Genomic DNA, 18,980 nt, shown 5'->3' with positions numbered 1-18,980 from the left:
GAACTTTTCCCTCGCTGGGTCAACCACTACTGTCGCGTCGGGTGCCCTTCCCGCAGATATGTCATCGGAGGGTGTTCGGACGACTGCTCCGCGTGCTTGCGCCTTCACCGAGCCGCACGACAACCCGCGCGCCTTTCCGCTCCATGCTCCTCGCGGCCACCTCCGCAGGGCGGGGTGCTGAGATCGTTTCAACGGGGCTACGCGGCGACGGGCGGCTCCGAGTCCCCTGCTGACCCGCGTGCTCGTCGACGACGCCAGGGCTCGCGGTGGTTTCCGTCGACCGCCTGATCGCGCGCTGACGACGGTGCACATGACGCAGCCATCTCGGTTGCCGGGGCGATGTGAAGGCGATCGCCGTGGCAGGGCTCGACGCTGGCAGCTTGCGACCTCTGGTCCGGGCGCGCCCGCCCTTCACGCGATGTTGTGCATGCACTCCTCGCATGCACGTCTTCACTATGGATACCGAAATGGAGAACGACATGGGGGTTGAGCAGGACTTATGACGAAAGGCCCAGATGCCGCTCACCCTCCGTCATGTCCATGCCTCTCCGTAGCGAGAGGAATACATCTCGCATGCAAGACAGAGAGATGCGGTGAGCGCGTCCGGATACCTTGCCGACCGGCTTCCCGGCGCTAGGGTCTCCGCCCATGACAACGATCTACTACGACGCTCCCTACAGCGATGACACCCGTCGCGAGGAACTATTTCGCGGCAACCTCTTCGTTCAGTCTCCCTCACCGGGAGCGGAGGCTCTCGTGGTGCACGCGCGCAGCATGATCGAAGAGGCCTTCGGGGATCTTGACCCGCGCACCGCCCAGGACCACATGCCTGTCGAGGACTACGCTGCGCTGCTTGCAGAGCTCAAGCCCAAGTTCATTCACCACCCTCGCTCGAAGGAGTGCATCCAGGAGATGCTCGTGGACTTCGGCGCGGATCCGCGGAGGACATATTTCGATGTGCCCCGGATGCGCACGTCGACGTCTGGGGGGTACCTCACCTCCGGTATCGCTTATGCCTTCCACGCGCACAGGGACACCTGGTATTCCGCACCCATGTGCCAGCTCAATTGGTGGATGCCCATCTATGAGGTGGAATCGGACAACGTCATGGCCTTCCACCCGCGCTACTGGGACGAGGCGGTGCCGAATTCGTCCGAGGAGTACGACTACTACGACTGGAATGAGACCAGCCGTAGGGAAGCCGCTAAGCACGTCACCTCCGACACGCGCAAGCAGCCGCGCGCTACTGTCCCGATCGACCCCGACCCGCAACTGCGCATCATCGCCCGTCCAGGGGCGCCGATGATCTTCTCGGCGGCGCAGCTGCACTCGTCGGTCGAGAACACGACCGGGCGGACGCGCTTCAGCATCGACTTCCGCACCGTCCACCTCGACGACGTGGTGGCCCGTCGAGGCGCTCCCAACCTCGACTCGGCGTGCACTGGTACGACGATGGGTGACTACCTCCAGGTGGGGGACCTGTCGCACATCCCCGAGGACATCATCGCGGCCTACGACCAGGAAACGAGTCGAGAGCGTCGAGGCCTGGTCGCGCAGTCCTAACCGTGAGGCATCAGGCCGATTGACTGGGATCAACGGCCTGGACGGCGTCAGAGGCGCCACTTCGCCACGAGCGACGCCGCGCGAATGACGGACCCGACGGCCGGGGCCGAAGTGCCGTGGATGGGCGGTGTCATGCCAAGACTGCGGATGGTCGTGCCGAGACGGGGCGAGGCGCCGCCGGACCTCGATGGCGGCGGCGCAGGCACCTCGCCGAACTTGATCTCCGGCTCCGTGCCGGCTCCGTGTGGTATCGGTGTCGGCGCGCCGACGGGGGCGGCGGGATCGAGGTCCATGGAACCCGTCCGCGCACGGCTGCGGCGTCCCTGCATGCAGCCCCGGTTCAATCGGCGAGTACGTCTGCCCCGCTTCCTGGCGGCTGACAGGCAGGTGGCGCCGGGGAGCGGGGCGCCACCGCAGCGGACGATGCAAGGCCGTGTCGCGTCGGTTCTCGCCCTGTGGGCGGAACGCGCCGCGGCCGGTCGCGTCATCAGACGACGAGAAGATCTCGTCGCGCTCATCGGCCGAGGAGTCGCCGGGCGAGTGCAGACCGTGAACCTGGAGCACCTGCACCTGGCCGCCACCAGCGAGCGCTTCCGGAGCGCATTCCTGTCAGCGGACTGGTGGACGCCCGATGGCTGGCCCTTGCTTCTCGTAGCCCATCAGAACGGCACGGAACGGGTCACGGGCAAGGACCTATGCATCGGTCTGACGATCCCGGGCAGGGTGGCTCCGCTGAGATACGCCGTCCTCGGCTCGGATGAACGGACCTGTGAGGTCTTCAGAGCACGGACTGCGAAGGCGGGCCACGCCTGCGTGTGGTGCGAGCACGGAGATGCCGGATCGCTCGCAGTCGAGCGTGTGGCGCACGACCTGGGACAGGCCCGTGCGGACTTGGTTCTCGTCGCCCTCGGAGCAGCGAAGGGAGAACCGTTGGCCGCAGATCTGGTGAGCCGGGGTTGTCCTGGGCTCCTCATCGGGGTCGGCGGCGGCATCGGCATGTCCGTCGGGACCGCTCCGTCCGCTCCGCCTCTCGTGGAGCGCGCAGGGGTCGAGTGGGCCTTCCGTTTGCTCAGGGAGCCCACTCGGTTGTGGCGCCGCTACCTGGTGGGCTACCCGCAGGTCGTCGCCGCGGCCGTGGTGGTGGTGTTGCGGCGTGCGCTGGGGCGGCCGGTACCGACATGATCAACGTCTTCGTCGACGCCCGCAGCGCCTGCCTCGACCGGCTCACTGGCTGGGAGAGGTATGCGTCCTCGCTGCTTCGGGAACTGAAGGACGACAGCACCACCACGTGGAACCTGTGGCAGCCGACCAGAGGCACCGTGTCGAGCGCATCGGCCCGTGTCAAACAGGACCTCTGGGATGTGCCGCGCCGCTGCCGCTTCTCGGACGTCCTGTTCTTCCCGACGTATCCGCCGGCACGGGAGTACCCGGCTCCGACCTTGTGGACACTGCATGACCTGACGTGGCTGCGCCATCCCGAGTGGGCGAGCCCACTCGGCCGCACGTACTACCGTCGGCTTGCTGCCAGGCGGCTGAGCGGCTCGACGCACGTGGTCACCGTGAGCGACGCTGTTCGGGCCGAGCTGCTCGACGCAGGCCTGGCCACCGATCGCGTCACCCGCGTGTACCCGGGCCTGTCCTCCCACCTGGTCGAGCTGGGATCCGTGAGTCCACCTCCTCTGGATCGCCCGTTCGTGCTGTGTGTCGGCACGGCGGAGCCGCGGAAGAACCTCGGCACCCTGGCCCGGGCGTGGTCGACGTCGGATCTGAGGATCCGGTACGACCTGGTCCTGGTGGGCCGACTGGGGTGGGCCGAGCTCCCGGCGGGAATCAGGCACGTCGACCGGCCCGGTGACGAAGAACTGGCGCGGCTCTACCGGACCGCTTCCGCTCTGGTCCTGCCTTCCCTGTACGAGGGATTCGGATTACCGCTGGTGGAGGCTCTGCAGTTCGGTCTCCCTGTCGCGTGCAGTGACATCCCGGTGTTCCGAGAGGTGACCGACGGGCACGCGCACTTCTTCGACCCGCTGGACGAAGCCGACATGGTGAAGGCGATCGGCGCTGCCATCGGCGACGGGAGGCAGGCCCCGCCCCACGACGTCCTCGCCCGCTACCGCTGGCAGTCTGCCGCGGGGGAGCTAGGGGACCTCGTCGCGAGACTCTGCGGCTAGCTGGGGAACCGATGGACGTCGGAGTGGTCTACGCGACGGATTTCGGCCTGCTGAGCCCTGGCGGCATCGCACGATTCGTGGCGCGGATCGGCGCCCAAGCGCCTTCCGACCTGAGGATCACCTACTACCTGGCCGGCGAGCCGGCCGAGCTTCCTCGTGCCACGGACGGAGCGGTGATCGTCCACACAGCAGGAAGGCGGGGGCCGCTCAACGCGCGGTTCTCGGCAGGCCTGTGGAGTCGGCGTCAGGAACTGGCCCGTCACGACGTCGTGATCTGCCACCGCCCGGAGTACGTGCCCTGTCTCCCCCGCGAGGCGAAGACGGTTCTTGTTCTCCATGGCGGTAGCTGGAATGCCTGGCGCTTCGGCCGCAGACTCTTCGGCCTCGCCTACCACGTGGCGGAGATCCCTGGCTGCGCACTGAGCGATCTGGTCATCAGCGTCGATCCGGCGTCCCTGAGCCGAGCCGCCCGGTCGGTCACCCGGCGCCTGGTACCCACACGGGCTCCCGTGGACGACGTGTTCGCCCCCGGCCCCAAGTCGTCGAACGGGTGCCGCCGACTGCTCGTCGCGGCTCGTCTCGTCCCCGAGAAGCGCATCCCGATCCTGTTCGAAGTCGCCCACGACGTCGGTCTGCCGGTCACCGTCATGGGGGACGGCCCGGAACGCCGCCGTCTCGAACGTCTCGCCGCATCGCTCGAACTTGATACGACGTTCCTCGGTGCGGTCACTCCGTTGCAGATCCGGGACGAATACCTTCGCGGGGGGATCCTCGCGATGGCGACGAAAGCAGAGGGATACCCGTTGGCGGTGGCCGAGGCTCTGTCGGTGGGGGTACCCGCCGTCGGGCTGCACGGACCTGGCCTGACCCAGCTGCAGCCGTACGGGCTCTCCCTCTTCCGGTCCCCGCGCGACCTCTCCGCCGGCGTCCGAGCACTGCTGTCCACGAGCGATCTGGACGGCCGGGCGGAGCGGGCCGTCCGGGCATGGCAGGACCACCGGGCTGAGGTGGTCGCGGAGTCCTTCTGGGGGCACGTCATGGCCCTGGTGGAGCTGTGAGCCCGACTCGGGGGCGCGGGGGAACGGCGAACGGGTCAGGTCGTTCTCGGCGCGCGGGCGGGCGCGACCGAGGTGGCCCGTCCGGGCCGGCGCGCGGCGACGGATCGCATCGGGCGGAACGGGACCGCTTCCCCGTGCTCGTCCGTGGCGGTGCCCGTCCCGGCTCGTTCTTCGGAGGTCCGCGACCGCGGCTCGGCGGGAGTGATCGCCGCACTCCTCCGACCGGCGCTGACGACTCCCCTCGTCGGGGCCCGGGAGTGGCGGCGGAGGGCACAGCTCGATGACTCTCAATCCGTTCCACGGGACACGGCCGTCACGACTGGACCTCCGGTGGCGTCCCGACCCGTCGATCCGCGGTCCTGCATCCCTGACCCGGCTGAGGCTGGCCGGAGTCGTCATCCTCACCGCGGCGGTCCTGTCGTCGTTCGCCGTGGTGACAGCCCAGTGGCCTCTCGCCCTGGGGGTCGCGGGAACCGTGCTCGTTCTCGCTTACCGGCCCGTGCGCATCAGAATCGACCGGACGTGCTTGCCGCTGGTCATGGTGGGGTCGTCTGCCCTGCTGCCTCTGCTGATCATCGGAGGGCTTCCCGCGGACAACTACGTCGCGGCACTGGCGGTGCCTCTCGCCGCGGTCCTCCTCCCGCGCCCGGTGTCGAGCGAGGGGGTGGCCACTTTCGGCGTTGGGGCGGCTCTGCTGGCTCTCTCGTCGATCGTCTCGTCGGCGTTGCACAGGGGACAGTCCGCGGATTCGTCCATCCGTTTCGTCTCCTACGCCGTCTTGCTGGCGGTGATCGTCCGACTGGGCGATGCGGATCGCGACCGTGTAACGAGGGGCGCCGTCCTGGTGGGCGTGGTCCTCGCGGGCAGCATCTACGCCTCCGACGCGGGGCTGCTGAACCTCCCCGCGTACAGCGACACGGAATCCGAAGGGGAACGCTACGGCGGTCTGATCGGTCACCCGAACTTCGCCGCGTACTTCCTGAGTCTGTGCATCCTCTACCTGCTGGCGCGCAGAGACCTCCCGACGCTGCACCGGTTCGGGGGGCTCGCGGTTCTCGGTGGCGCTCTCCTCATCACAGGCAGCCGAGGGGCCATCACCTGGCTGGTGGTGGCGATCGTCCTGCTGTTCCCCTACTGGCGACGCCGAGCGCTGGCCATGGGCGCTGTCGTCGCGGCCGTGCTGGTGACTTTCGGTGCGGTTCTGTTCGAGCGGTTCGCCTTCATCGAGAACAGCGGGGGACTGGCAGGGCAGAACTCGGCCGGCTGGCGGCTCGGCCAGTGGGACCGCGCGCTCGCCCTGCAGCCCTCCTTCTCCCTGTGGGGAGTGGGCTGGCGTGAGGCGGTGAACTACCTGCCTGGCCACCTCGAGGTCCACAACGGTTACCTGCAGATCTGGGTCGAACTCGGCGCCGTCGGGGTGCTCGGCGCGCTGGTGATCATCGGGGCCGTGATCGCCGCCGGCCTTCGACGAGGTCTCCCTGGGATCGCGCTGACCGTGTTCGTGCTGGGAGCAGGCCTGACCGACCCGGTTCTGTTCTACCCGCCGACGGGATACCTGCTCATCGTCTTCCTGTGGTCCCTCCGGCGGCGCGGCCCCCAGCAGGGCATCGGGACCGCGCCCGGCAGCGCAGCTCTGCATAGGGGTGGGATGAGCTCGCCAGCCCAGCGACTCGACCGCGAGTCCAGGGGGGTCTCCGCCCGATGGGGGTCGGGGACGGGGGCCCCAGTTGAGCACCGGGGCCGTCGGCTGCGATCGGCGGCGAAGCCCGGGGGATCTGGTGGCCCGGACCTCGAGGTCCGCTGAGCCGAGGGGTTGTGGCGACCCGAGGCCGTGAGGGCTGGAGCATCACCACTCCGGAGGTCACCATGGATCCTCGAACGGCCTGGAGGAGGAGGAGGGGTGGAACTCTCAGGAGCCTCGCAAGGCAACCGGTCGACGTCTGGGCACCAACTCGTGTCGGCGGTCTAGCGGGAATGGTTGACGGAGCGGCGTCACCCGCACGTGAGCCGTACGGCCGGAGGACTGCCGAAGGCGACGCGCCAACCGTCGTGACAGCCCGGTGGTGGCCGCCCTTGCACCGAGAGGACCAGTTCGTCACGCCCGATCCAGCGAAGGGCCGAGTGCCGCCATCGGCACCCGGCGGGGGAGACCTCCGGCGCCCGCGCCGCCGGCGTCGTCGTGGATTCGTCCGGACGGCGATGTGTGCGTTCCTCGTGGTCCTCCTCTGCGAGCTGATGGCCCTCTGCCAGGCCCAGGTCCTGCAGCCGGGACAAGTCCGGACCGTCGACCGGCAGCCCTTCAGCAGCGACTCCGTCTGGAACACCGGGATCGGTTCCGGTGCGGTCTTCCAGGACGCGGACGAGCCTATGACCCGCAACCTGATCGACGGGTCCCCCAGCGCCACCATCAACGCCGCCTTCTACTCGGTAGCGGTGAACATCGCCTCGCCGACGGATCCGATCGGAACCGTGAGCACGCCGGCAGGGGACTTCCACCACCGGATCCCGACCACCACGAGCATCGCGGCCGGAACGGACGGCCACATGGTGGTCCTCGACGGCAGATGGGCGTTCGAGTACTGGCGGGCAGAGCGCCGCTCGGAGACTCAGTACACCGCCTCGTACGGGGGTCGTGTCGACCTGCTCGGACCCGGCGTTGGCGGTGGTACACGGGCCAGCGGCTTCAGCGTTCTGGGGGGGTTGATCCGCTGCCAGGAGATCCGTGACGAACACATCCCGCACGCACTCGTCATGGCGCTGACCACCGAGCAGTTGCGAACGGGATGGGTGTGGCCCGCCGAGTCGGAGGACAGCGGCGGGGCGTCGACCTATCGCGGCCTGATACCCATGGGGTCCATGGTCGGTATCCCGCCGTCCGTCGACCTGGGATCGTTGGGCCTGTCGGCCGACGGGCTTGCTCTTGCCAAGGCGCTGCAGGACTACGGCGCCTATGTCGGGGAGCGCTCAGCCCAAGACGTCCTCTACGCAGAGCCGGAGTGCGAGGGGGCGGCCCTCGACCGCATGAGGAGCGACTTCCGGTCGACCATCCGGCCCCTGCTGCGGATCATCACCAACAGCAGTGCCGACACGGTCGCCGGCGGTGGAACCCGCCGGGTGAACGCGCCGCCGCCCGTGGTCCCGGGGTGAGCGCCGGGTGCGTGGAGTACCGGTCGTCGGCCTTCGACGCCATGATGCTGTGGAGGCCGCCTGAGCCGTCCTCCGACTCTCCGGCGCCTGGTGAGCCGGAGCGGACGGGGACATCCGGACAGGGCGCCAGGCCACGGCACGCCGCAGCAGCATTCGTGAGGTCGTCGCGCCGCACACCGCGGTCGCCGTGAGGCGGGCCCGCGCAGTGACGCGCGAACGCGGACGCAGAGGTGTTCGGGACGCATGGGATCCGGGTGCCCGGGATGGCAGGTGGGAGGTCTCAGCCGTCCGCCATCGCACCTTGGGCCCTCCGGTGAACAGGACCGCCGCGGGGTGGGGAGCGGTGTCTCGGCCGCGTCAGCGGGGGACGTCCGGCAGGATCTGGGGCTGGAACTCGTCAGCGTTTTGCGACAGCGAGTCGTTGCGCAAGTACGCCCACATGCGCTCGCCGGTGACCTCGTCGAGGTAGACGACGCTGGCCGAGCCCTCCGTCCCCGTACCGAGCACCGGAGCGGTGAAGGAGTCGACGTTCTCCGGCCGCAGGTCGCGCAAGGAGTAGGCGAGGGACAGCAGGTCACCGTTGCCGAGGGAGTCATCGACGCTGACGGCGTTGGTCACCGCCAGTAGTGCGGCGTCGAGCCGGCCCGGATCGGTGAAGGTGTCGGACGTGAACAGCTGGGAGAACATCGCCTCGAGGTACTGCTGCTGCCGGCGCACCCGGTCGAAGTCGCCGCCGTTCAGCCCGTAGCGCTGCCCCAGGTACCAGCGGGCCTGGTCGCCGTGGAGGTGGTTCACGCCGGCGGTGAAGGTGTACGGCCCCCAGCTGGTGGTCTCGGCCACGACGACGTCGACGCCGCCCAGCGCGTCGGTGACCTCGACGATCCCCTCGAAGTCGATGGCCACGTAGTGGTCGATCCGGACCTCGGTCAGCTGCTCCACCGTCTGGATCAGCAGCGACGGCCCGCCGAAGGCGTACGCAGCGTTGATCTTGTTCATCCCATGGCCGGGGACGTCCACCCACGAGTCGCGTGGGATCGAGATGAGCTGCGCGTGCTGCCGGTCGCCGGAGAAGCGGGCGACCATGATCGCGTCCGAGCGGCCGCCCTCGGCGATGCCCGCACCCGCTGTGGCCCTCGTGTCGCTCCCGACCAGCAGGAAGGTGACCGGCTCAGCGGCAGCCTTCTCGATCGGGGTCGCAGGGGCCGGTCGAGCCTCCGCGTCGAGGTCGGCGAAGACGTCGCCGACGCGGTCGATGTTCCCGGCGTAGCGGTCGGTGAGGTACCAGAGGCCACCCCCGACCAGCGCGACGAGGACGGTGACGAGCACGCCGACCGCGACGAGGAAGCGCTGCAGCCGCCGCCGTCGGCGGGGAGGGCGCTCCTCGGTGGTGGGCTCGTCGGCGACGAGCGTGGACCCCGACCGTTCCTGGTCGTCGCTCACAGTGACCCCCGTGGCTGTCGTTGCCACGAGGCTAGGTGCCGATCAGCACATCCGGCTGCCCGTCCCACTCTCGAGGGTGGGACGGCGCGACGCTCGGTGACGCTCCAACGAGCGTCCGGGTGCGGCAGCATGGGCGGGTGTCCGCGCCGCAGGGCCCCGTCCGTCCGGGTGAGTGGCGTCCCGACGTCCCGGCGGCGGCGCGGCGGCGCCACCTCTGGCACCGCTTCCGCTGGGTCGGGGAGGACTCCTTCAGCGGCGTCAGCCTCTACGCCTGCCGCTGCGGTCGGGTCCGGCCCGGCCTCTGAGGATCCTCGGACGCCGGGTCAGCCGTCGTCCGACCGGGCGGTGGCGTCGGGGTCGCTCAGAGCCTCGTCGGACCGGCAACGGCGCGGAGGTCGGCCTCGAGGTCGGCCAGACGGAGTCGAGCTCCCGGCGCAGGTCCCTGCCTCCAGGCAGCTGCCGGCGGTCCGCCGGCCGGACGACCTACTTCAGCCCGAGGGCGACGGCGATCGCCACGGCCGGCCAGATCAGCGCAACGAGGAGGACGGCGGTCAACCCTCCTTGGTGCGGGGACGCGGGGGTCTGACCGGCCAGGCCACGCGGGCAGATGCTGCCGAAAGGTCCGGGCGCCGGTGTCGCCGGGCCCGATCGCTGCCACAGCGATCCCACGACCACCGTGTGACCCGTCGGCTGCTCGACCGGTCGCGCTCGCGACGCACGGTCACCGCTGTCCGCAGGTCTCCCCCCGCGGGGTGGAAATGGCCCGTGCGACCCGGGTCCGCCTCCGTCTGGCCTTCCGTCCCGGCTACCGGGTGCCGACGCTGCGCGTGCACCTGACTACGACAGACGAGGGAGACAGCGTGACCGCCAGCACCACCGTGCCGCCGGCGCCGGGCGACGATGCGCCGCGGCCGGTGCGGACCCTGTCGCTGACCGGCGTCGAGGAGCGCGTCCCCGGACCGCTGCTCGACCGTCCCGTCTACGACCCGTTCTCCGCGCGGCGCCGCCGGACGCCCGAGTGGCTGGTGTCCTACACGGTCGCGCTGATCGCCGGTGACCTGCTCGCGGTCGCCGCGGGCCTGGCGCTCGCGGTCCCGCTCCCGTCCGGTGCCGCCCCCGCCTCCGCGGCCGGCCCCGTCCTGCTCGGCCTGGGGTGGCTCGTCCTGCTCGCCGGCGCCGGCACCTACGCCGAGCGCCGCCTCGGCACCGGCGACGACGAGTACCGCCGCGTCCTCACCGCGGGCCTGCTGGCGACGACCGCGCTCGGCGCCGCTGCCGCGCTGCTGCCGTCGACCTCGCTCGACCGGCTCCTGCTCGTGGCGGCGCCCACCACCGTGCTCGCCACGCTGCTGGGCCGGCTGCTCAACCGGCGGCGGCTGCACGCGGCGCGCCGCCGCGGCCTCATGACCAAGCGGGTCGTCGTCCTCGGCCGCGACGTCGCCGTGGCCGACCTGGTCCGCCGGCTGCGGCGGGACGCGACCGCCGGCCTGCGGGTCGTCGGCGCCTGCGTGCCGCGGCCGGAGGAGGCCCTCGCCGTCCGGGCGGAGGGGGTCCCGGTGATCGGCACCCTGGCCGGTGCCGTCCGCGCCGTCGACGACGCCCGCGCCGACGCCGTCGTGGTGGCCTCGGCCAGCGAGACCGCGGGGGAGTACCTGCGCGACCTGACCTGGCGCCTCGAGGGGACCAACGTCGAGGTCCTCGTCGGCCCGGGACTGGTGGAGGTCGCCTCCAACCGGCTGCAGGTCCGGCCGACGTCGACCGTCCCGCTCATCCAGGTGCAGGAACCGGAGTTCCGCGGCGGCCGCCGGCTGGCCAAGTCCCTGGTCGACCGCGCCGTCGCGGGCGTGCTCCTGGTCGTGTTCGCGCCGTTCCTCGTCGCCATCGCGGTCGCCGTCCGCGCCACCAGCCGCGGCCCGGCCCTCTACCGGCACCGGCGCATCGGCAAGCGCGGCCGGGAGTTCGACCTGCTCAAGTTCCGCAGCATGGTCGTCGACGCCGACTCGCGCATCGAGGCCCTGCTGGTGCTCAACGAGGGCAACGACGTGCAGTTCAAGATGCGCCGGGACCCGCGGGTCACCCGCGTCGGCGGCTTCCTGCGGTCGTTCTCGCTGGACGAGCTGCCGCAGCTGGTCAACGTGCTCAAGGGCGACATGTCCCTGGTCGGGCCGCGCCCGCACGTGACCCGTGAGGTCGAGCAGTACGGCGCCGACATGCACCGCCGGTTGCTGGTCAAGCCCGGCATCACCGGCCTGTGGCAGGTCAGCGGCCGCTCGGACCTCACGTGGGACGAGTCGGTGGAGCTCGACGTCCGGTACGTGGAGAACTGGTCCTTGGGCCTGGACCTGGCCATCCTCTGGCGCACCGTCCGTGCGGTCCTGCGCCGCTCCGGCGCCTACTGACGTCCGCTCCTCCCTGCGGGGGGCGCGGGACGGGCCCCGCGACCCAGGACGCCCGACCGCGGGGGAGGATGACCCCGGCCGTCCCGGAGGCGGCCGCGACCCCGCCCCCGCAGGAGGACCACCCGTGCGTCTGCTCGTGACCGGTGGCGCCGGCTTCATCGGCGCCAACTTCGTCCACCAGACCGTCGAGCGCTTCCCGCAGTACGACGTCACCGTCCTCGACGCCCTCACCTACGCGGGCAACGAGGCCTCATTGGCCGGCGTCAAGGACGCGATCGGCTTCGTCCACGGGTCGATCACCGACGCCGCGCTCGTCGACGACCTGGTCCGCGACAGCGACGCCGTCGTCCACTTCGCCGCGGAGAGCCACAACGACAACTCGCTGGCCGACCCGGCGCCGTTCGTGCAGACCAACGTGGTCGGCACGTACACGCTGCTCGAGGCGGTGCGCCGGCACGGCGTCCGGTTCCACCACGTCTCCACCGACGAGGTCTACGGCGACCTCGAGCTCGACGACCCGGCGAAGTTCACCCCCGAGACGCCGTACAACCCGTCGAGCCCCTACTCGTCGACGAAGGCGGCCTCCGACCTGCTGGTGCGCGCGTGGGTGCGCTCCTACGGCGTGCAGGCGACGATCTCCAACTGCTCGAACAACTACGGGCCCTACCAGCACGTCGAGAAGTTCATCCCGCGGCAGATCACCAACGTGCTCGCCGGCCGCCGGCCGCGGCTCTACGGCGCCGGCCACAACGTGCGCGACTGGATCCACGTCGACGACCACAACGCCGCCGTCCACGAGATCCTGGAGCGCGGCCGGATCGGCCGCACCTACCTCATCGGCGCCGACGGCGAGGTGGACAACCGCACCGTCCTCGCCACGATCCTCGAGCTGATGGGCCAGCCGGCCGACGCCTTCGACTCGGTTCCCGACCGGGCCGGGCACGACCTGCGCTACGCCATCGACGCCACCGAGCTGCGCGAGGAGCTGGGCTGGCGGCCGCGCTACACCGACTTCCGCGACGGACTGGCCGCGACGATCCAGTGGTACCGGGACAACGAGGACTGGTGGGGTCCGCAGAAGGAGCGCGTGGAGGCGGCCTACGCCGCCCGCGGCCAGTGACGACGGTCGTCCTCGGCGCCGGCGGGCAGGTCGGCCGGGCACTGACCCGTCGGCTCCCCGGGGCGGTCGCGCTGACCCGGGCGGGCCTCGACGTCGGCGACCCCGCGGCCGTCGCCGAGCACGACTGGTCCGGCGTCGACGTGGTCGTCAACGCCGCCGCCTGGACCGCCGTCGACGCCGCGGAGGACCCGGCGAACCTCGCCGCCGTGCGGGCGGTCAACGTCGACGGCGTCGGCGCCCTCGCCGACGCGGCGCGCACTCACGGGTTCCTGCTCGTGCACTTCTCCACCGAGTACGTCTTCGACGGCGGACACCCGGGGCCGATCCCGGAGGACGCGCCGGTGCACCCGCTGAGCGTCTACGGGCGGAGCAAGGCCGACGGCGACGCGCTGGTCACCGCGCTCGACCGGCACCTGCTGCTGCGCACCACCTGGGTGGTGGGGGAGGGGCGGAACTTCGTGCGGACGATGGCCGGCCTCGCCGACCGGGGCATCAGCCCGTCCGTCGTCGCCGACCAGGTCGGCCGGCCCACGCTCGCCGACCACCTCGCCGACGCCGTCGCGCACCTCGTCGACCGCGGGGCGAGGGGCACCTTCAACGTCACCTGCGGGGGCGAGCCGGCGTCGTGGGCCGACGTCGCGGAGGTCGTCTTCGCCGCCCGCGGCCGCGACCCGCACGACGTCCGGCGGGTGAGCACCGCCGAGTACACGGCCGACAAGCCAGGCCTCGCGCCGCGGCCGCTCAACAGCGTGCTGGACCTGACCCGGCTGGAGGCGACCGGCTTCCGGCCGCGGGACTGGCGCACCGCCGTCGAGGCGTACCTCAAGAGCCTGGACGGCTGAGCACCGCAGCGAGCACCTGCCGGGCGCACTCGTCGACGTCGCGCCCGGCGGTCTCCACGGTGACCTCGGCGTCGCTGGGGGTCTCGTAGGGGTCACTGATGCCGGTGAAGGCGGGGATCTCGCCGCGGCGCGCCCGGGCGTACAGGCCCTTGCGGTCGCGGGCCTCGCAGTCGGCCAGCGACGTCGCCACGTGCACGAGGACGAAGCTGCCCGGCCCGGCCTGCGCCTCGACCTCGCGGCGGACGTCCGCGCGCACCTCGGCGTAGGGCGCGATCGGCGCGCAGACGGCGATGCCGCCGTGCTTGGCGATCTGCGCGGCCACCCAGCCGATCCGCCGGACGTTGGTGTCCCGGTCGGCCTTGGAGAACCCGAGCCCGGCGGAGAGGTGGTGCCGCACCTCGTCGCCGTCCAGGAGCGTCACCGTGCGGCCGGCCTCGATGAGCAGCTCCACCAGCCGCGCGGCGATCGTCGACTTCCCGGCCCCGGACAGGCCGGTGCAGAACACCACCGTGCCGCCCGTGCGCGCCGTCCCCGACCACGGGCGGCTGCCGAGGAGCGAGGCGCCGTGGGCGGCAGCGAGCTCCTCCGGCCCGGCCTCCGGCGCGTCCGGGCTGACCGGCACCGGCACCACGATCACGTCCCGACCGCCCTCGCAGACGGCCGCCCAGGCGGCAGCGGCGGACGACAGCGCCGCGGAGTCGGGGGGCAGGCCGGCCGCGGGCAACAGCGCGAGCAGCCGCTGCGGCAGCTCCGCGACGTCGTCCGGCGGCGGGCCCACCCAGGCCACGGTGTCGGTCCAGCCCTCGTCGTGCAGCCGCTCGACCACCGCGGACGGCGGCTCCCAGCGCGGCACCTCGACGACGGTCAGGTCGCCGTCGGCCGCCGTCGCGACCAGCACGCCCTGCGCGTCCTCGTACTCCTCGGCGGGCGGCAGGTCGGGGCGCGGGGCGAGGCCCGCGCGATAGCGGGCCACCGCGGCGACCTGGGCGTCGTCGAGGCGGGCGCGGGCGTCGGGCATGGCGTCATCCTGCCCGGGTGTGGAACCAGCGGCGACGGTCACCTGATGGGCCGACGTGCCGCCATCGCTGGGCACCCGGCGGGTTGACGTGGTGCACTCCGGTGTCGAAGTGTCGGCACACGGGGAGGAAGCAGTGCGGATCGCGGTCATCGGCTGCGGCTACCTGGGCGCGGTCCACGCGGCCTCGATGGCCGAGATCGGTCACGAGGTGGTCGGCATCGACGTCGACGAGCGCAAGGTGGCGGCGCTCCGCGACGCCCGGGCGCCGTTCTACGAGCCCGGTTTCGAGGACCTGCTGCAGCGCACGCTGGGGACCGGTCGGCTGTCGTTCTCGACCGACATGGCTGACGCCACCGGCGCCCAGGTGCACTTCCTCTGCGTCGGGACCCCGCAGAAGCACGGTGAGTACGGGGCCGACCTGCGCTATGTCGACGCCGCCGTCGAGTCCCTGCTCGAGGTCCTGCAGCCCGGCGAACTGCTGGCGGGCAAGTCGACCGTCCCGGTCGGGACCGCCGCACGCCTCGCCGAGCTGGTCGACGGGAAGGTGCCCGGCGCCCTCGTCGCCTGGAACCCGGAGTTCCTCCGCGAGGGGTTCGCGGTGGAGGACACCCTGCACCCCGACCGGCTGGTCTACGGCCTGCCCGCCGACGGCTACGGCGAGGCCGCCGAGCGGCTGCTCGACGAGGTCTACGCGCCGATCGTCGCCCGCGGGACGCCGAAGGTGACCACCGACTACGCCACCGCCGAGATGGTGAAGACCGCGGCCAACAGCTTCCTGGCCACGAAGATCAGCTTCATCAACGCGATGGCCGAACTCTGTGAGGCCACCGGCGCGGACGTGAAGCTGCTGGCCGATGCGATCGGCTACGACGACCGGATCGGGCGCAAGTTCCTCAACGCCGGTCTCGGCTTCGGCGGTGGCTGCCTGCCCAAGGACATCCGGGCGTTCATGGCCCGCGCCGGCGAGCTCGGCGCCGACCAGGCCCTGACGTTCCTGCGCGAGGTCGACAACATCAACATGCGTCGCCGGATCCGCATGGTGGAGCTGGCCCGTGAGGTGCTCGACGGGTCGCTGCTCGGCAAGAAGGTGGCGGTGCTGGGTGCGGCGTTCAAGCCCGACAGCGACGACATCCGCGACTCCCCGGCGCTCAACGTGGCCCAGCAGCTGCAGCTGCAGGGCGCCGTCGTCCGGGTCACCGACCCGGCGGCGATCGAGAACAGCCGGCGCGAGTGGCCGCACCTGGACTACACGAGCACCCCGGAGGAGGCCGCGGCCGGTGCCGACGCGGTGCTGGTGCTCACCGAGTGGCGCCAGTACCGCGAGCTGGACCCGGTCGCCTTCGGGCAGCACGTCCGGCAGAAGCGGGTCCTCGACGGGCGCAACGCCCTGGACCGCGAGGCCTGGACCTCGGCCGGCTGGACCTACCGCGCCCTGGGCCGTCGCGCCGGCTGAGGAAGGACCCTCGCGCTCGCAGCGGTCCCCAGGACGGGGGTCGACGGTTAGCCTGCGCCGATGACCTGGCTGGTGACCGGCGGGGCCGGCTACATCGGCGCGCACGTCGTCCTCGCCATGCGTGCGGCGGGGGAGCGGGTGGTCGTGCTCGACGACCTCTCCACCGGCGACACCGACCGCGTCCCCGACGTCCCCCTCGTCGTCGGCAGCGTCCTCGACGGGCCGCTCGTCGCCCGCACGCTGCGGGAGCACGGCGTCACCGGCGTCGTGCACGTGGCGGCCAAGAAGCAGGTCGAGGAGTCCGTCCGCCGCCCGCTGCACTACTACCGCGAGAACGTCGAGGGCCTGCGCGTGCTGCTCGAGGAGGCGACTGGCGCCGGCATCGACCGGTTCCTCTTCTCCTCGAGCGCCGCCGTCTACGGCATGCCCGACGTCGACCTCGTCGGCGAGGACACCGGCTGCCGCCCGGTGAACCCCTACGGGACGACGAAGCTGGTCGGCGAGCGGATGGTCGCCGACGTCGCGGCCGCCACCGGCCTCCGCTACGCGAGCCTGCGCTACTTCAACGTCGCCGGCACGGCGGCGCCCGCGCTCACCGACCGCGGTGTCTCTAACCTGGTCCCGATGGTCTTCCAGCGGCTCCAGGACGGGCAGCCCCCGCTCGTCTTCGGCGACACGCACGACACCCCGGACGGCACCTGCATCCGCGACTTCGTGCACGTCGCCGACATCGCCACCGCCCACGTGGCCGCCGCCCGCGGCCTCGCCGACGGCCGGGTGACCGCGCTGACGGCCAACGTCGGCCGCGGCGAGGGCGTCTCGGTCCGGGAGATGGTGGGGGTCATCCGCGAGGTCACCGGCACGGCGGGGGAGGCGTGGTCCGAGCCGGTCGTCGTCCCGCCGCGCGCCGGTGACCCGGCCCGGGTGGTCGCCTCGGCCGACCGGATCCGGGCGGCACTGGGCTGGACGGCGCGGCACGACGTCCGGGACATGGTCTCCTCGGCCTGGGAGGGCTGGACGAGCATCCGCGACGTCTCATCCGTCCGGGTGAGCGCACCCGTCCCACCCGCCCCCGTGGTGTGACCGGACTGTCACGTCCGGGCCCGGACCTGCCGATGTCACGCACGTGTGGACGTGGATCGTCGGCGGGCTCGCCGCGTGGGTGGTCGTCGCCGTCGCGCTCGGCGTCGTCCTGGGCCGGGGCATCCGGCTGGCCGACCGCCGCTCGCCGGGCACCGGGGTCGGGGAGCCGCTGACCACCGCGGCGCTCGGCGGCTCCCCGGCCGCCGCGCGGGCCGCCGTCCGCCCGGCCCGCCGGCGCGTGCCGCTGCCGCCGGTCGGGGTCGGACTGGCCGCCCTCGCCGTGGCGCTCGAGGCGGTCGGCTACACGCTGCGCCTGCAGGGCACGACCGGCCAGGTGTCCCGGGTGCTGTCCATGGACGCCCCGTACTCGCTGCCGCGCATGTACGTGGCCGCCCTCTTCGCCGCCGCCTCCCTCGCCGCGGTCGCGGGCGCGGCGCGAAACCCCGGCCGCCGCACCTGGTGGCTGGCCGTCGGCGCGGTGGCCGGCGGGATCGCGGTGGTCAAGGCCGGCAGCACCGTGCACGTCACCGGCATGCAGGCGCTGTCCTCGGTCGTCTCGCCGGTGGGCGCCGTCGTCGTGAGCGTGCTGCTCGCCGGGGCGGTCCTCGCCGTCCTCGCGTTCATCAGCCGCGCCGAGCGCCGCGACCGGCGCCGCGTGCTGACCACCCTCTGCCTGTACGCCGTCGCCTCGGTGGGGCTGTCCGCCGTCTCGGGATGGGTCGGCGCCCAGTGGTCCGCCATGGCGACGTTCGTCGAGGAGTCCGGCGAGGCGCTGTCCGCCGTCGCCGTGCTGGTCGCGGTGCTCGTCGGTGTCGCGCCGCGGCTGGTGCTGCCGGCGGCCTGGCTGCGCCGCCGCGACGACGCGCTGTCGCTCGAGGCGCCCGCCCAGCGGGTGCCCGCCCCGCAGGACTGAGACCCGGAGCTCGGCCCCCTGGACGGCCCGGCCAGCACCGGGCGCCCGACGACCGGCCCGTGGGGAGGACCGGGAGCTCCACCCGGTCGGCGACGTCGGCGTGACGCAGCGTGCACCCGACGGCTCCTGGCCACGCCGGCTGCGCGAGCCCGCGCATCAGCGGGTTGCGCAGGGCGTTCGCCGCCGTACCATCTGGGCTCACCAGGACGCCACTGCTGCGGGGGGCGTCGGAAGGGCGCGCGGTGCATGCTCCGGGTGAGGGACCACTGCCGAGTCCGCGCGGCCTGCCCCCAGACGACGCCGGGTCCGTGACGCGGCGTCACCTGCGTGCCGTCGAGGAGCCCCCCGCCCCGATGGGCCTGCCCTGCACCTGCGGTCACGGGCGGACGGCACACGAGCACCACCGCCGGGGCAGCGACTGCGCGCTGTGCGACTGCCGTACCTACCGGCGTCACCGGTGGTTCCGCCGCGGTCGAGGGTGAGCGTTCCCTCTCCCGGGTGAATACGCGGTGCATGGCGGGCGGATGACTCACTCCCCAGGAGAGGGAGACCGCTACGGAGAGTGAGACACGCCTGGTGGGTCGGAAGGCCGTCGCTCGATCTGATGGACGCCGGACGATCTGCCGGGGAAGGTCGCCTCCGGGGTGTCCGCGGGCCCGGAGCTCGCTGCCCCTGCCACGTCGCGACCGGCGCGCTGTGGCCGCGAGGAGGGCAGCGTGCTGGCGAACGGACACTCCGCGGGAGCGCTCGGCTCCGTCGCGGTGCCCGTTCCG

General features: G+C 72.1%; 15 protein-coding genes. 13 read left to right on the top strand and 2 right to left on the bottom strand.

What is annotated here, in order from left to right; translation table 11 throughout:
• The first annotated feature begins 648 nt into the window (after window positions 1-648).
• The 6 genes from ACFO3M_RS10325 (at window position 649) to ACFO3M_RS10300 (ending at window position 7,939) form a co-directional block, all read left to right on the top strand.
• Window positions 649-1,563 carry a hypothetical protein gene (locus tag ACFO3M_RS10325; protein ID WP_387988498.1) on the top strand — a complete coding sequence of 305 codons (915 nt, stop codon included), beginning with the start codon at window positions 649-651 and terminating at the stop codon, window positions 1,561-1,563.
• A gap of 540 nt (window positions 1,564-2,103) precedes the next feature.
• Window positions 2,104-2,745: a WecB/TagA/CpsF family glycosyltransferase gene (locus ACFO3M_RS10320; RefSeq protein ID WP_387988497.1), complete on the top strand. Its 642-nt coding sequence runs from the start codon at window positions 2,104-2,106 to the stop codon at window positions 2,743-2,745.
• Complete coding sequence (locus ACFO3M_RS10315; RefSeq protein ID WP_387988496.1) at window positions 2,742-3,734, top strand: glycosyltransferase family 4 protein; 993 nt, start codon at window positions 2,742-2,744, stop codon at window positions 3,732-3,734. The genes ACFO3M_RS10320 and ACFO3M_RS10315 overlap by 4 nt, the downstream gene beginning before the upstream one ends.
• Window positions 3,735-3,745: 11 nt before the next feature.
• The gene (locus tag ACFO3M_RS10310; protein ID WP_387988495.1) at window positions 3,746-4,792 is read left to right on the top strand and encodes a glycosyltransferase family 4 protein; all 1,047 of its coding nucleotides are present in this window, start codon (window positions 3,746-3,748) and stop codon (window positions 4,790-4,792) included.
• A gap of 280 nt (window positions 4,793-5,072) precedes the next feature.
• Window positions 5,073-6,596 carry an O-antigen ligase family protein gene (locus tag ACFO3M_RS10305; protein ID WP_387988494.1) on the top strand — a complete coding sequence of 508 codons (1,524 nt, stop codon included), beginning with the start codon at window positions 5,073-5,075 and terminating at the stop codon, window positions 6,594-6,596.
• A 395-nt stretch (window positions 6,597-6,991) separates the two neighbouring features.
• A complete protein-coding gene (locus tag ACFO3M_RS10300) occupies window positions 6,992-7,939 on the top strand; it encodes a hypothetical protein (protein ID WP_387988493.1) in 948 nt (315 codons plus the stop codon).
• 357 nt (window positions 7,940-8,296) lie between these two features.
• Here the strand turns inward: ACFO3M_RS10300 and ACFO3M_RS10295 are convergent, their stop codons facing one another.
• Entirely contained in the window at window positions 8,297-9,379 is a 1,083-nt protein-coding gene (locus ACFO3M_RS10295) for an LCP family protein (protein ID WP_387988492.1), read from the bottom strand.
• A 137-nt stretch (window positions 9,380-9,516) separates the two neighbouring features.
• Between ACFO3M_RS10295 and ACFO3M_RS10290 the strand changes: the two genes are divergently transcribed.
• From ACFO3M_RS10290 to ACFO3M_RS10275, 4 genes are all read left to right on the top strand, one after another.
• Entirely contained in the window at window positions 9,517-9,684 is a 168-nt protein-coding gene (locus ACFO3M_RS10290; protein ID WP_387988491.1) for a hypothetical protein, read from the top strand.
• Window positions 9,685-10,239: 555 nt separating this feature from the next.
• Entirely contained in the window at window positions 10,240-11,778 is a 1,539-nt protein-coding gene (locus tag ACFO3M_RS10285; protein WP_387988490.1) for a sugar transferase, read from the top strand.
• 124 nt (window positions 11,779-11,902) lie between these two features.
• A complete protein-coding gene (gene rfbB, locus ACFO3M_RS10280; RefSeq protein WP_387988489.1) occupies window positions 11,903-12,898 on the top strand; it encodes a dTDP-glucose 4,6-dehydratase in 996 nt (331 codons plus the stop codon).
• The gene (locus ACFO3M_RS10275; RefSeq protein ID WP_387988488.1) at window positions 12,895-13,740 is read left to right on the top strand and encodes an SDR family oxidoreductase; all 846 of its coding nucleotides are present in this window, start codon (window positions 12,895-12,897) and stop codon (window positions 13,738-13,740) included. The genes rfbB and ACFO3M_RS10275 overlap by 4 nt, the downstream gene beginning before the upstream one ends.
• Here ACFO3M_RS10275 and cysC read toward each other — a convergent pair.
• The gene (cysC, locus tag ACFO3M_RS10270) at window positions 13,721-14,758 is read right to left on the bottom strand and encodes an adenylyl-sulfate kinase (RefSeq protein WP_387988487.1); all 1,038 of its coding nucleotides are present in this window, start codon (window positions 14,756-14,758) and stop codon (window positions 13,721-13,723) included. The genes ACFO3M_RS10275 and cysC overlap by 20 nt on opposite strands.
• Before the next feature lie 133 nt (window positions 14,759-14,891).
• Here cysC and ACFO3M_RS10265 point away from each other — a divergent pair, with 133 nt between their 5' ends.
• From ACFO3M_RS10265 to ACFO3M_RS10255, 3 genes are read left to right on the top strand one after another with little or no spacing between them, the layout of a single operon-like run.
• The gene (locus ACFO3M_RS10265) at window positions 14,892-16,211 is read left to right on the top strand and encodes a UDP-glucose dehydrogenase family protein (RefSeq protein WP_387988486.1); all 1,320 of its coding nucleotides are present in this window, start codon (window positions 14,892-14,894) and stop codon (window positions 16,209-16,211) included.
• Between the two features lie 60 nt (window positions 16,212-16,271).
• The gene (gene galE, locus ACFO3M_RS10260; protein ID WP_387988485.1) at window positions 16,272-17,294 is read left to right on the top strand and encodes a UDP-glucose 4-epimerase GalE; all 1,023 of its coding nucleotides are present in this window, start codon (window positions 16,272-16,274) and stop codon (window positions 17,292-17,294) included.
• 43 nt (window positions 17,295-17,337) lie between these two features.
• Window positions 17,338-18,207 (top strand): hypothetical protein, encoded by an 870-nt coding sequence (locus tag ACFO3M_RS10255; protein WP_387988484.1) that lies wholly within the window; start codon window positions 17,338-17,340, stop codon window positions 18,205-18,207.
• Window positions 18,208-18,980 lie beyond the last annotated feature (773 nt).

This window comes from Geodermatophilus arenarius, from assembly GCF_042654585.1.
Taxonomy (GTDB): domain Bacteria; phylum Actinomycetota; class Actinomycetes; order Mycobacteriales; family Geodermatophilaceae; genus Geodermatophilus; species Geodermatophilus arenarius.
This window is presented reverse-complemented; position numbering and strand designations above follow the sequence as displayed.